This is a genomic window from Thermosynechococcus sp. OHK43, assembly GCF_014466085.1.
Classification (GTDB): Bacteria; Cyanobacteriota; Cyanobacteriia; order Thermosynechococcales; family Thermosynechococcaceae; genus Thermosynechococcus.
The window spans coordinates 1-12,102 of record NZ_JACOMP010000238.1 but is presented as its reverse complement, the minus strand read 5'-3'; the positions used below and the strand labels follow the sequence as shown (position 1 = coordinate 12,102).

Annotated in this window: 11 protein-coding genes; 9 read left to right on the top strand and 2 right to left on the bottom strand. The window is 53.2% G+C overall.

The annotated features are described in order from the left end of the window. The 3 genes from H8Q75_RS10185 to H8Q75_RS10175 all read left to right on the top strand — a co-directional run. Nucleotides 1-967: NFACT family protein (locus H8Q75_RS10185; protein WP_297041453.1), on the top strand; the 967-nt coding region annotated here is incomplete at its 5' end. A gap of 97 nt (nucleotides 968-1,064) precedes the next feature. After that, on the top strand, nucleotides 1,065-1,523 hold the full coding sequence (gene psbQ / locus H8Q75_RS10180) for a photosystem II protein PsbQ (protein WP_297041450.1): 459 nt from the start codon (nucleotides 1,065-1,067) through the stop codon (nucleotides 1,521-1,523). A gap of 35 nt (nucleotides 1,524-1,558) precedes the next feature. Further along, a complete protein-coding gene (locus tag H8Q75_RS10175) occupies nucleotides 1,559-4,177 on the top strand; it encodes a trans-splicing intein-formed DNA polymerase III subunit alpha N-terminal partner DnaE-N (protein ID WP_024125321.1) in 2,619 nt (872 codons plus the stop codon). Here H8Q75_RS10175 and tmk read toward each other — a convergent pair. Next, a complete protein-coding gene (gene tmk, locus H8Q75_RS10170) occupies nucleotides 4,103-4,828 on the bottom strand; it encodes a dTMP kinase (protein WP_024125320.1) in 726 nt (241 codons plus the stop codon). The two genes, H8Q75_RS10175 and tmk, sit on opposite strands and share 75 nt — an antisense overlap. Before the next feature lie 194 nt (nucleotides 4,829-5,022). Between tmk and H8Q75_RS10165 the strand changes: the two genes are divergently transcribed. From H8Q75_RS10165 to H8Q75_RS10140, 6 genes are all read left to right on the top strand, one after another. Beyond that, nucleotides 5,023-5,376, top strand: coding sequence for a hypothetical protein (locus tag H8Q75_RS10165; RefSeq protein ID WP_024125319.1), 354 nt, complete (start codon nucleotides 5,023-5,025; stop codon nucleotides 5,374-5,376). Nucleotides 5,377-5,399: 23 nt separating this feature from the next. Beyond that, nucleotides 5,400-6,482: an FAD-dependent oxidoreductase gene (locus H8Q75_RS10160; protein ID WP_297041445.1), complete on the top strand. Its 1,083-nt coding sequence runs from the start codon at nucleotides 5,400-5,402 to the stop codon at nucleotides 6,480-6,482. A gap of 33 nt (nucleotides 6,483-6,515) precedes the next feature. Next, the gene (psbM, locus tag H8Q75_RS10155) at nucleotides 6,516-6,626 is read left to right on the top strand and encodes a photosystem II reaction center protein PsbM (protein WP_011057887.1); all 111 of its coding nucleotides are present in this window, start codon (nucleotides 6,516-6,518) and stop codon (nucleotides 6,624-6,626) included. 78 nt (nucleotides 6,627-6,704) lie between these two features. Then, nucleotides 6,705-7,823: an iron-containing alcohol dehydrogenase family protein gene (locus tag H8Q75_RS10150; RefSeq protein WP_024125317.1), complete on the top strand. Its 1,119-nt coding sequence runs from the start codon at nucleotides 6,705-6,707 to the stop codon at nucleotides 7,821-7,823. Next, a complete protein-coding gene (locus H8Q75_RS10145; RefSeq protein WP_024125316.1) occupies nucleotides 7,824-9,020 on the top strand; it encodes an aspartate aminotransferase in 1,197 nt (398 codons plus the stop codon). A 16-nt stretch (nucleotides 9,021-9,036) separates the two neighbouring features. Then, entirely contained in the window at nucleotides 9,037-10,914 is a 1,878-nt protein-coding gene (locus tag H8Q75_RS10140) for a KUP/HAK/KT family potassium transporter (protein ID WP_297041440.1), read from the top strand. A 19-nt stretch (nucleotides 10,915-10,933) separates the two neighbouring features. Here H8Q75_RS10140 and H8Q75_RS10135 read toward each other — a convergent pair. Continuing rightward, a partial coding sequence (locus H8Q75_RS10135; RefSeq protein ID WP_297041437.1) for a sugar ABC transporter substrate-binding protein occupies nucleotides 10,934-12,102 on the bottom strand: 1,169 nt, incomplete at its 5' end.

Sequence of the window (12,102 nt, the reverse complement as noted above, 5' to 3'; positions counted from 1 at the left end):
ATTCACAGCAACGGGCTATCGCGTCATTCCCCCTCTTGGAGTGCAGACCCCCTCAACCATTAGCATCCACGAGATTCTGGCCACCTATTACCAAGACCAACTCCAGCAGCAGCAAACACAGCAACTTCAGCAACAGTTACACCAGAGCCTACAGGCACAACGGCAAAAACTCATCGCCAAAATTGAGGGCTTTCGAGAACAATTAGCCGCTGCCGCCGTTGGCGATCGCCAACGGTACCTCGCAGATTTACTCATGGCCCATGCCCACCTGTGGCAACCCGGCATGACCGAACTGATTGTGACGGACTTTACCACCCAAGAACCCCTCGCCATTGCCCTCTCCCCAGAAAAAAGCGCCATCCAAACGGCTCAGGAGTTATACAGGCAACACCAAAAACTGAAACGTGCCCAGCAGCACATTACCCCACTCCTCACGGCTGCTGAAGGGGAACTTGCCTATTTGGATCAGGTGGCGGCCACCCTGGCTACGGCCACATCCTTAGATGTCCTTGAGGAGATTCGGGCTGAACTGATTCAACAGGGATACCTGATAGCCCCCGATTACTATCGTCCGCCAACCACCCCTAGTCCCTACCTACGCTATACGACACCGAGTGGCTTCACGGTTCTTGTGGGGCGCAACAACCGTCAGAATGACGATCTCACCTTTCGCGTTGCCAGTCCCTACGATTGGTGGTTTCACACCCAAGAGATTCCCGGCAGCCATGTCATTCTCCGCCTTGAAGCGGGGGAGGTGCCCAGTGACAAAGATATTCAATACGTGGCGGATTTAGCGGCCTACCATAGTCAAGCGCGAGCCAGTGCCCAAGTGCCCGTCGTCTATACCCGCCGCAAGTATGTGCAAAAACCGAAGGGCGCTAATCCGGGGATGGTGATCTACGATCAGGCAACAGTGGTGTGGGGACATCCCCTCAGTGTCAGGGATTGCCCTACAGAGATACCCTAAGGGAGCAAACAGCTTCGCTGCAGCGCGGGCGATCGCGACGGGATCATGGCAGAATAGAACCGTGTTTTTTAAGACACGATATGACTGCTGAGGTTCTATGCTGCGTCTAAATCGAAAGTCCCTAATTTCAATCCTATTAAGCATTGTTGCTATTATTTTAGTCGGCTGTGGCGGCCCCAGTGCCACAACCCCACCCCCACCCACCTATAGTGAGTTGCAAATTACTCGCATTCAAGACTACCTGAGCGACATTGAGAAAAATGCCGAACGCTTTGCTGACTTAGAGGTCAGCATAGCCAAAGGTGATTGGCAGGAAGCCCGCAACATTATGCGCGGCCCTCTCGGTGAAATGTTGATGGATATGCGAGCCCTCAACCGCAACCTTTTGGCAAAGGATCAACCCACCCCCACGGCCTTGACCCGTGCCTTGACCGATGACTTCCTGAAAATTGATCAGGGGGCAGATCTCGATAGTATCACCCTAGCTCAAGAGAGCTTCCGCGAGGCTGAAGCGGATTTCAAGGCCTATCTCAACAGCTTGCCTGAGTTGTCCTAGTCTCTTGCTTTTTCCTAAGTTGATAGCCGTTGCCCATGTCCTTTGTCGGTCTGCATATTCACAGTGATTACAGTCTTCTTGATGGTGCCAGCCAGCTTCCCGACCTAGTGGCACGGGCAATGGAATTGGGGATGCCCGCGATCGCCCTCACGGACCACGGGGTAATGTATGGTGCCATTGAACTGCTAAAGCTCTGCCGTGGTAAGCCCATCAAGCCTATTATCGGCAATGAAATGTATGTCATCAATGGCGACATCACCAAGCAGGAGCGCAAACCCCGCTTTCACCAAGTGGTGCTGGCCAAAAATAAACAGGGCTACCATAACCTCTGCAAACTCACCACCATCTCTCACCTTCAGGGCTTTCAGGGCAAGGGAATTTTTGCCCGCCCCTGCATCAACAAAGAACTGTTGGCTCAATACCGTGAGGGGCTAATTGTCACCAGTGCTTGCCTCGGCGGTGAGATTCCCCAAGCCATTTTGCAGGGCAAGCCAGAGTTGGCCCGCAGTGTTGCTGCTTGGTATCAAGCGACCTTTGGTGAGGATTTTTACCTTGAGATCCAAGACCACGGCAGTCAAGAGGATCGGGTGGTGAACGTTGAACTGGTGCGCATTGGCCGTGAGTTGGGGATCAAAGTTATTGCCACCAATGACTCCCACTTTATTTCCTGTCATGACGTTGAAGCCCACGATGCCCTGCTTTGTATCCAAACCAACAAGCTGCTCAGTGATGAGAAGCGGATGCGCTACAGCGGTACGGAGTACCTGAAATCCGCCGCTGAAATGGCTCGGCTGTTTCGGGATCATTTGCCCGATGAGGTCATTCAAGAGGCCTTGGCGAATACCCTCGCAGTAGCCGCCAAGATTGAAGCCTATAACATCTTTCGTGAGCCCCAAAGTCCAGAGTTTCCGGTGCCGCCTGGCCATACAGCAGATACCTACCTAGAGCAAGTGGCATGGCAAGGACTGTTGGAGCGATTTCACCTCAGCAATCGCCAACAGTTGGAGGCCACCTATCGGCAGCGTTTGGAATACGAACTCAAAATGCTCCAGCAGATGGGGTTCTCCAACTATTTCCTAGTCGTTTGGGACTACATCAAATATGCCCGCGACCACAACATCCCCGTGGGTCCAGGCCGGGGATCGGCAGCGGGTTCCCTTGTGGCCTATGCCCTGCGCATTACCAACATTGATCCGGTTCACCATGGCTTGCTCTTTGAGCGCTTTTTGAATCCTGAGCGCAAGTCCATGCCCGACATTGATACGGACTTTTGTATTGACCGCCGCGAGGAAGTCATCCAGTACGTGACCCAAAAATACGGCAGCGATCGCGTCGCCCAGATCATTACCTTCAACCGCATGACCTCCAAGGCGGTGCTCAAGGATGTGGCACGGGTGCTGGATATTCCCTATAGCCAAGCGGATCAAATGGCGAAACTGATTCCCGTGGTGCGGGGCAAACCGGTCAAATTGGCAGTCATGATCTCCGAGGAAACCCCCTCGCCGGAGTTTAAGGAAAAGTACGACAGTGATCCGCTCGTGCGCCGCTGGATTGATATGGCCATGCGCATTGAGGGCACCAACAAAACCTATGGTGTCCATGCCGCTGGCGTCGTCATTGCCTCAGAACCCTTGGATCAACTGGTGCCGCTGCAGCGCAACAACGATGGCGCAGTGATTACCCAGTACTTCATGGAGGATTTAGAATCCCTCGGCCTTCTGAAGATGGACTTTCTGGGTCTGAAAAATCTGACCATGATCCAGAAAACCCAAGAACTGATCGAGAAAAACCATGGTCAGCGAATTGACCTTGATGCTTTACCCCTCGATGATGCCAAAACCTATCAACTGTTAGCGGAAGGTAAACTGGAGGGAATTTTTCAACTGGAATCCTCGGGGATGCGCCAAATTGTCCGTGAATTGAAGCCCTCGAATCTGGAGGACATTTCCTCGGTGCTGGCGCTCTATCGACCGGGACCTTTGGATGCTGGGCTGATCCCGAAATTCATTAACCGCAAGCATGGGCGGGAACCAATTCAATATCAACATGAGCTTTTGAAGCCGATTTTAAGCGAAACCTACGGCGTCCTGTGTTATCAGGAGCAGATTATGCGGATGGCACAGGACTTGGCGGGCTATTCCCTAGGTCAAGCGGATCTCCTCCGCCGCGCGATGGGCAAAAAGAAAAAAGAGGAAATGGAAAAACATGAAGCCCTCTTCATCGAGGGAGCAGCTAAAAATGGTGTGCCCAGTGCCATAGCCCAAGAACTTTTTAAGCAGATGCTGGATTTCGCTGAATACTGTCTGAGTGGTGAGACCGCGGTGATGACCGTGGAATATGGTGCGGTTCCCATTCGGCGCTTGGTGCAGGAGCGGTTGACCTGTCATGTGTATAGTCTTGATGCCCAAGGTCATCTTTATACGCAGCCCATTGCCCAGTGGCATTTTCAGGGCTTCCGTCCCGTGTATGAGTATCAACTGGAGGATGGCTCGACCATTTGGGCAACACCGGATCACCGCTTTATGACCACCAGGGGCCAGATGCTGCCCATTGAGCAAATTTTTCAGGAAGGACTAGAGCTATGGCAAGGCCCGATCGCCCCCAGTCAGGCGCTTCTTCAAGGTCTCAAACCAGCGGTGCAGATGTGCTGCTAGGCAATCTTGAATAGCTTTACTCACCTGATCTAGGGGTTGGTCGGCATCAATCCGCTGCCAGCGATCGCTCCCTTGCTGAGCTAAGGCCATAAATCCCTGACGAACCCGCTCATGAAAGACCACCGCATTCTGCTCGAGGCGATCCGCTATGCCCCGCTGTTGGGTACGGGCAAGACCAACACCGACGGGAAGATCTAACCAGAGAACTAAATCCGCTCCTAGACCCCCCGTAGCAATCTGGTTGATGTGCTCAATGATCTGCAAGTCCAGCCCTCGCCCATAGCCTTGGTAGGCAACGGTAGAAGCCGTATAGCGATCGCACAGGACAATGCCCCCCCGTTGCAGTTGCGGACGAATGCCAGTGGCCACATGTTGGGCGCGATCGGCGGCATAGAGGAGCAGCTCCGCTAGGGGGTCAATCTCTAAATCACTATGGAGCAGCAATTGCCGTAGACCTTGGCCCAGGGGGGTCCCTCCCGGTTCACGGGTGAGGAGTAAGGGTGGATCAACATGGGAGGATCGTAGTTTTGCCAGCCAGCCACTTTCCTCTAACCACGTGGCGATCGCCCCCATTTGAGTGGTTTTGCCGGCGCCCTCTCCCCCCTCTAGGACAATAAATAAACCCGCATAGGGATGGGTAGCAGAATGCATGAATCCAGCAATGTCAAGAAAAGGTTTGATATAATCGCGGCATGCTGCCGGCACGATGCAAGGAACGCATACAATGGGGCTGATGCTTAATTTCCTGTGATTTCCTAGGCACACCAGCAGTCACAGCACCCCATTTGTGCCGTGAGTACACCAGAACCATTATTCGCAGATTATTAGTTTACCACTTGGCGGTTATGGCTCGATATGCGCGTGTTGTTACCATTGCACTCCCTCGGGCACGGCTAAAGGAAGAGCTGGTGCAAACCCTAGAGGCCTGCGATTTGACAGTGACCCATGTAGGGGACGATTACGTGGTGGCACGGGAGAGAACGCTCGATACTATTTCAATGTCCCAACTGGTTACAGTTGAAGTCCTGATTGATAAAACCACGCCCCAAAAGGATGTCACTAAGTTTGATCTGGTGCTCAAGAACAAGGAACTGACCCTCAAGAAAAATAATCACTGCTTTGAATGGTTTGACCGTGTGAGTCGCGCCATCGCCGAAAATGAAAACTGGGAATTAGTGAATACAATTGCAACACTGTGACGGCACTGCCAGCAAATGCAACGGTGACGATTGTGGGCGCCGGGGTGGTGGGCGCGGCGATCGCCTACGAACTGAGTTGTGTTCTTGATTCAGCGGAAACCCCGATTCTGGTCCTTGAAGCGCAGGGGGAGGAAGATTGGCAAGCAACAGGTGCCGCCCTAGGGGTTCTCATCGTCCATCTCAGTCGGCGGCGGCGCGGACGCAACTTTCAGCTGCGCCAGGCCAGTTTAGCACGCTACGAAACCCTGATTCCAGAACTGGAGGCGCAAACTGGGATCAAGATTCCCTACCAGCGCCAAGGCATTGTTGAAATTTGTACCACAGAAGCGGCGGCGATGGCCGCCCAAGCATGGTTGCAGGAACAGACGCCCCAGGGTGTGCAGTGGCTTTCTCCCGCCGAAGTTCAAGATCAATGTCCCCTTCTTGATCTTCACCATATTCACGGGGCCCTTTGGGCAACGGGCGATCGCCAAGTTACCCCTAAACCCTTGACTCAAGCCCTGCGCCAAGCCGCGCGTCAACGGGGGGTAAAGTTCTTCTATCAAACCCCGGTCCGACATCTCCAACCATCGCGGGGGTGGATTCTGGAATTGGATCAAACTTCGCTGGAGACTGAATACCTCATCTTGGCGGCGGGTCTGGGGACAACGCCCCTCACCGAAGCCCTGGATCGCCCTGTTACTCTGGAACCGGTTTTAGGACAAGCCCTAGAGTTTGCCTGTCAGATTGATGCGAACACACCAGTGATGACCGCTGAAGGGATTCATTTTGTCCCTTTGCCTTGGGGGCGAGTGTGGGTAGGTGCCACTGTGGAGTTCAACACTTTAGTTGGGAATCCACAAACCCTTGATCAACTCCATGGACGAGCCAGCGAGCTTTGGCCAGTTTTGCAAACAGCTCCTTTAACACAACAGTGGCAGGGAGTGCGACCGCGTCCGAGCGATCGCCCGGCACCAATCATCGAAAAAATGGATGACCGCACTTGGCTCGCCACTGGTCATTACCGCAACGGTATTTTACTGGCTCCCGTAACCGCCCAAAAAATTGCCGAATCCGTGATCACCACCTTGGCTGAGGGCAATGCCCCAAGGGGCACACAGCATTGATAAAATAAAATTCAGTGTTGTGGGACAGATACCATGGAAGTCAACCAACTCGGCTTGATTGCAACTGCCCTGTTTGTACTGGTGCCAAGCGTGTTTTTGATTATTTTGTACGTGCAAACGGAAAGTCAGCAGAAAAGTAGTTAAGATAGTGGAAAATCTCTATGGCAAGAGCGAAAACCGCTCTATGCTGCGAGAAATTCCTACAGTTTCTTTGTACAGCCTGTGACTGCTGCTTTTTCATCCCTTTGCATCGCGCCTACCCACATCTATCGCGGTTGGTCAATTTTCTCCCAAGCAGGGGAAGCCATTGCGCAATTGGGGCATCATCCCCTTTTAGTGGTTTCACCGCAGCGGTATCAGCAGCTTGAGCAGGAGTGGCAGGCGATCGCCCACTCCCATGATCTTACTTTCACCGTAGGAACATTCCATGGTGAGTGCAGCGAGTCTACCCTTGCCCAACTCCGCCAAGAGGCCCAAGGCAGTGATCTGATCATCGGCATTGGCGGTGGCAAAGCGCTGGATACCGCTAAGCTCTTGGGGCACCAACTTCACTTGCCCGTGGTGACCATCCCCACGTCGGCAGCCACCTGCGCCGCTTGGACAGCCCTTTCCAATGTTTATACAGAGGCCGGTGCTTTTGCCTATGATGTGGCACTCCACCGTTGCCCAGATCTGCTACTATTGGACTACGCCCTGATTCAAACAGCTCCGAAGCGAACCCTGCTTGCCGGCATTGGTGATGCCCTTGCCAAGTGGTATGAGGCTTCGGTCAGTAGTGGCCACCGCCAAGAAACCCTGATTGTCGCTGCTGTACAGCAAGCTCGTGTATTGCGCGATATTCTCCTACAGCGGTCTGCCGAAGCCTTGAACAATCTGGGCAGTCCCGCTTGGGAAAATCTGGTTGATGCCAGTGTCCTGATGGCAGGAATGATCGGTGGATTGGGGGGTGCCCAATGCCGCACAGTAGCAGCCCATGCGATCCACAACGGTTTGACCCAACTGCCCCAAAGTCAGGGCACCCTCCACGGTGAAAAAGTGGCCTACGGTATTCTTGTCCAACTACGCTTGGAAGAGATTGTCCAAGGCAGTCAACTGGCCACAAGTGCTCGCCATCAACTTTGCCAGTTTTATGAACAGGTGGGTCTGCCCCTGAGTTTAGAGGATTTGGGCTTCCGAGAGGCCAGCTTGGCGCAACTCCAGCACGCCGCTACGGTTGCCTGTGCGCCCCATTCCGATATTCACTATCTGCCGTTTCCCGTGACGCCTGATCTAGTGCTAGAAGCAATGGTGTCCACCGTGGTCGGCTACAGCGCCAAAGTCTTGGATGGGAGTGCCCGCTAGATGGGATTAGAGTGGATTCAGCCGGCCGATCGCCTTGGGGCATTGCCGCCCTATGTTTTTGCTCGGCTTGATGAACTAAAGTTGAAGGCTCGGCAGCAGGGACTCGACCTCATTGACTTGGGCATGGGTAATCCGGATGGCTCAGCACCGCGGCCAGTGATTGAAGCGGCTATTGCTGCCTTTGAGGAACCCAGCTACCACGGTTATCCCCCCTTTGAAGGCACAGCGGTTTTCCGTCAGGCCATTACTCGCTGGTATCAGCGCCGCTACAATGTTTCCCTTGATCCCGAGGGTGAGGCCTTACCCCTTTTGGGATCAAAAGAGGGACTGACACACCTGGCCCTTGCCTACGTGAATCCAGGGGATGTCGTCCTCGTTCCTAGCCCGGCCTATCCTGCCCATTTTCGGGGGCCGGCGATCGCCGGTGCCAACATTTATCCCCTCATTCTCAAACGGGAAAAGGGTTGGCTCATTGATCTGAGTGAGATTCCCAGTGACATTGCCCGCCAAGCCAAGGTTTTGTACTTCAACTATCCCAGCAACCCCACGGCGGCGATCGCCCCCCGCTCTTTTTTTGAAGCAGTGGTTGCCTTTGCCCGCGAATACCAAATCCTTTTAGTACATGACCTTTGCTACGCCGAACTGGCCTTTGATGGCTATCAACCCACCAGCTTACTTGAAATCCCCGGTGCCAAGGAAATCGGCGTTGAGTTCCATACCCTCTCAAAAACCTATAACATGGCGGGCTGGCGGGTTGGGTTTGTCGTGGGCAACCGCCACATTATTCAGGGCTTGCGTACCCTGAAAACCAACTTGGACTATGGGGTTTTTTCAGTTTTACAGAAAGCTGCAGAGGTGGCCCTGAGCCTGCCCGATAGCTACATTGCCTCTGTGTGCGATCGCTATCGCCAGCGGCGGGATTTTCTGATTCAAGGCTTGAATGAACTGGGCTGGCAACTCACCCCAACCCAAGCAACCATGTATCTCTGGGTGCCCGTCCCCCTGGGCATGAGTTCAACAGATTTTGCCCTCAAGCTGCTTCAGGAAACGGGTATTGTTGTGACCCCCGGCAATGCCTTTGGCGAAGGCGGTGAAGGATACGTGCGGATCAGTCTCATTGCCGATCGCGATCGCCTAGGTGAAGCCCTTAAACGCATGGCTCAAGCGAATATCCGCTTCGATAGCTTAAGTCACTAACTCACCCCATCCAGCCATGACTAAAACGAATGCTGACCACCAACCCTCAAGGCTTCTTATTCTGGGTGCCCTCGGCGTCGTCTATGGCGATCTAGGGACAAGTCCCCTCTATGCCTTTGAAGAAACCTTTAATCCCCTCCACCTCCTAGCAGTTACCCCTGCCAATATCTACGGCATTCTCTCCTTGATCCTCTGGGCACTTGTCCTCATTCCAACCCTGAAATACGCAACCTTTGCCCTGCGTGCTGACAACGGTGGTGAAGGTGGCATTTTTCCCCTGATGGCCCTTGTCCTCTCGCGAATTCGCCTCAGTTCCCAATGGCGGCGCTGGGTAATCGTTTTCGGTCTGGTGGGCGCGGCCATGTTTTATGGAGATAGCACGATTACCCCTGCAATTAGTGTCCTCTCTGCGGTTGAAGGGTTAGAGGTACTCAGTCCTCAGCTTGGGGCTTGGACAGTTCCGCTAACGGTGGTGATTTTAGTGGGGTTGTTTTGGTTTCAACATCGGGGTACCACCCAAGTGGGGCAGGTCTTTGGCCCTATCATGTTCCTCTGGTTTATGACCCTAGGCATCCTTGGGGCAATCCACATCTTCGAGCAGCCCACGATTCTGAATGCCCTCAATCCTTGGTGGGGAGTACAACTGTTTTACGGCCATCCTGCCCAAGTGTTTTTCCTCTTGGGAGTGGTGATTTTGGCACTGACGGGTGCCGAGGCCATGTATGCCGATATGGGACACTTTGGCATCCAGCCCATTCGCTTGGCGTGGTATGGTCTGGTCTTTCCCGCCCTTGCCTTGAATTATCTGGGGCAGGGTGCTTTTATTCTCAAGCATCCAACAGCGACCCATAATCTCTTTTTCCAACTTGTACCTGAGTGGAGCGTATTGCCCCTAGTCATCCTCAGTACATTGGCCACCGTCATTGCGTCTCAAGCAGTGATTTCAGGCGCTTTTTCAATGACGGCGGCGGCCATCAAGTTAGGCTATCTGCCTCGCCTGCGCATTGATGTTACGGATGATCATCACCGTGGTCAGATTTATATTCCTGTAATCAACTGGTTGCTACTGGTTACGGTTCTGCTGTTGGTCATGACCTTTAGAAAGTCATCGGAACTTGCAGGTGCCTATGGTTTGGCGGTTAACTTAACCATGGTGGTTACAACCCTCTGCTTGATTCTGGTGGCGCGGCACCTATGGCGGTGGTCTATTGTGCAAATTGGCCTTGTTTGGGTCAGTATTTTAGTGATTGAAATTGCTTTCCTCATCGGCAACGCTCTCAAAATTCCCCACGGTGGCTGGTATCCCCTCGCTTTCGGCGGGGTTGTCTATATGCTCTTAGGAACGTGGCGACAAGGGCAGGTTCTGCTGCGTCAGCAACTCCTGCAAGCGAATGCTCGCTTTTCCCTCAAGGAGCTGCTCAGTCAAGGGGTTGCACGTGTGCCGGGGATTGCTGTTTTCTTCTCACCCGTTCCCCGCACGATTCCACTCAGCTTTATTCAAAACCTTCAGCATAACCATGTGTTGCATCAGCAGACGATCTTTATTCATTTAGCAACTGCGAATATACCCCATGTGCCCTTGGCAGAACAATTGGCCTATAGGGTCACCGATGTTGGTATTTATGAAATCATCCTTACCTCGGGGTTTCGCGATCGCCCGGATCTGCTACTTGCCCTTGAAACTTGCCAACATGCCCTCAATCTCCCCCTCAAGGGCCAGCCCATGAGTTTTTTCTTAGGCCGTCGGACCATCATCCCAACCCATTCCCCCGGCATGACCCACTGGCAAAAGGTTGTATTTGCTTGGCTATACCGCAATGCTGAGGATGCCATGACCTACTTCCGCCTGCCATCTGAACAGGTGGTGGAGCTTGGCATACAGGTAGAGATTTGATACGTGGGAACATTTATCCTCAACGGCTATTCCATGCGGTTTCTGCATCCTCGAGTGCCTGATCAATTGTCTTTTGTCCTAAGAGAACTGCCTGCAAATTCTCGTAGAGGAGTCGTTGTAGTTCTTTAATATCCCGCAGCGGGGGAATGAGAACCTCTGCTTGGCTCATTTGAGCAGCGCTGACGGATCGGGCAATGTCTACAGGAGTGGCCTTTTCGCCAATGGTACGAAAGTAGGGATCCGCTAAGGCTGCTTGTGTAGAAGGCAGGACATTTGCTTCCTTAGCAAAGGCAAGTTGGTTTTCATCATTGGTGACAAAGAGGGCAAATTCTACAGCCAGTTCAGGATGGCGACTCTGGCGGGGCACCAGTAAATTCATCACAGCAACATTTTTTTTGCCAGTCTCGCCCGTCAACTGGGGAGCGGGGGCTGAAACAGCTGCAATACCGGGGGCATTGGTGGCGATCGCGTTCAAAAATTCCGGACTGGTCATCAATAGAGCTGTTTGTCCCGATTGATACAGTTCAATGCCTTGGCGATGGCCTTCAGTGAGCACCTGCGGCGGCAAGAGTCCCTGACGATAGAGATCCAGCCAATACTGGAAAACAGCTTTGCCCGCGGGGGAATTAAAGGCAGCACGGCCTTGATCATCTACTAACTTCACCCCCATCTGCACCATGGCCTGCATCAGTTCGGCAGAGTCCTCGGGCACCATCGTGATAAAGAAGGCATATTTACCTGTTTTTTCCTTCACAGCTTTAGCCACCCTGGCCAGTTCTGCAAAGGTTTGGGGGGGGCGATCGACCCCAGCGGCGGCAAGAATCGCCTTGTTATAAATCGTTACCCGTGAGGTGAGGTACCACGGCACAGCAAAGCTCTTGCCCTCTAACGTCGTAGCCTGCCAGATATTCGGTAGATAACGCTCACGGACGGCGGGGGCTACATAGTCATTGAGATTTAGCCAAGCATTGCGTCCTGCCAACAACGCTGCAAAGTCGGGATTGAGGTTCACTACATCGGGAGCAGTGCCTGCCAACACCGCCATGAGAATTTTGGTCTGCATTGCCGTCCAAGGAATATCCACCCAGCGCACGTGGACAGCGGGATGTTGGGCTTCAAATTCCGCAATCAGGCGATTGAAGTAATCAGTAAATTTTGGTTGCAGTTGCATTGTCCAGAACTCAATCT